The 1499-nt window shown below is 34.8% G+C and carries 4 protein-coding genes; all 4 read left to right on the forward strand.

All coding sequences use genetic code 11. The annotated features are described in order from the left end of the window. Positions 1–189 (forward strand): hypothetical protein (locus B5D55_RS11650; protein ID WP_159446223.1); only part of this gene is annotated, 189 nt, incomplete at its 5' end. A 134-nt stretch (positions 190–323) separates the two neighbouring features. After that, positions 324–584 carry a hypothetical protein gene (locus tag B5D55_RS11360; protein WP_078934117.1) on the forward strand — a complete coding sequence of 87 codons (261 nt, stop codon included), beginning with the start codon at positions 324–326 and terminating at the stop codon, positions 582–584. Between the two features lie 330 nt (positions 585–914). Beyond that, on the forward strand, positions 915–1094 hold the full coding sequence (locus B5D55_RS11365) for an AAA family ATPase (protein ID WP_078934118.1): 180 nt from the start codon (positions 915–917) through the stop codon (positions 1092–1094). Positions 1095–1240: 146 nt separating this feature from the next. Then, complete coding sequence (locus B5D55_RS11370) at positions 1241–1423, forward strand: hypothetical protein (protein WP_078934119.1); 183 nt, start codon at positions 1241–1243, stop codon at positions 1421–1423. Positions 1424–1499 lie beyond the last annotated feature (76 nt).

Consider the following 1499-nt stretch of genomic DNA (forward strand, 5'->3'; position numbering starts at 1 on the left):
GCAAGAACTTTTTATCTGCTTAAAGGAGACGGAAGTTCTGATGAGGGTAAATCTGAAGAAGAAATGGCAATCATAAGGCAGCGGGAAAAACTTCTTGATAAATACTTGGTTCTTCATGGTGTAAAAAAGGAAGAATTACAGCCATATTTAGAAGTAATCGAAGTCTGTCACAAGTGCGAAATGCTATAATTCATCTTATTTCAGCTGGAAAATAAAATCTGAATTTTTAATCCGAATATTTATTACAATTTAGTAAAAAGTCACTCGATTGTTAAAACAATCTTCTGTCAACAATCTTCTTGACTTTTTATAGGAGTGAATCTATGAAGATAATTGAATATTTTACAACAGAAAATAAAGAGCATTGGCTAAAAGAAATAAAAAAATGTGACTGGGAAGCGGGACAATACCTGCATCAGCTTTTAAGCGAAAACAGTTTAAAACAAAAACTTGGCGAAACAGCACTTGTTCCTATGCTTGTGGATGAAGACAGGCTTGTTTCATTCTGCACTTTTGCACCAAAGGATTTTATAAACCTGATAACGATGGAGCTTATGCATGCAAAGCCCAGGCATTGTTCATAAAAAAATACGGAAAAGATAAATTCCTTCAGGTTCATGACAACTTGCACAAAGCCTATGACTTCAAAAAAACACAGGAAATACTGGGAAAAAGTGTTGAAGAAGGATTAAAGATATTAGAAAAAAATATGTAGACTGAATTTCGGTTTTAATTAAGAATTTACAACTTTACAGGCATGTTTTTTAAGCCTTGAAGGAAGCAGAAAAAAACGCAAAATTCAGCATTTTTATTTTTGAGGAAAATGTTCTCTTGAAAAACAAAGATAGTGGGATAATATTTAATCACACTTTGGATTATCCCACGCATTTTCAAAGAGAGGCAATTAAAAAATCATGAAGTCAATCATTCGGCACGCAGAAAAAACAATAATTCGCATTGCTTCTGAATATCCTTCAGTTCTTGTAACTGGCGCAAGGCGGACTGGAAAGACAACTTTATTGAAAAAAATTACGGAACAAAAATCTGTACCCTATTTGAGTTTTGATGACCCTGCAGAACGCACGGAATTTTAAGTATAAAAATATTCCTGTTGACATTATCGCCGAATGTACAGGGCTTTCTATTGAACAGGTAAACGCGCTGTAAGAAGTTTGTAAACAGCCGTTTAATAAAAAAATATTATTTGAAAAATGAACTTTTACAGAGTATACTGTTTAGCATGAAGAACCCTATCTATTTATTCTGGCAGATGCCTGCCATCCGGCACGGGAGGGGGTACGTTTTTATAAAAAACGCCCTTTCCGTCTTTGTTGTTCTTGCACTTTTTACAGCAGGGTGCAAGGTTGATGTTTCGGACTCAACTCCGCCTGCAAATCCAAGCGGAGTAAAATGCGCTATTTAGTCAACACAAAATTTTTACAGGTTTAAGGTGTAAAAATTTATGCAGCCTTTTTCCTTTCCAGTTCATTGTACTGGAA

The organism is Treponema porcinum (genome assembly GCF_900167145.1).
Taxonomy (GTDB): Bacteria; Spirochaetota; Spirochaetia; order Treponematales; family Treponemataceae; genus Treponema_D; species Treponema_D porcinum.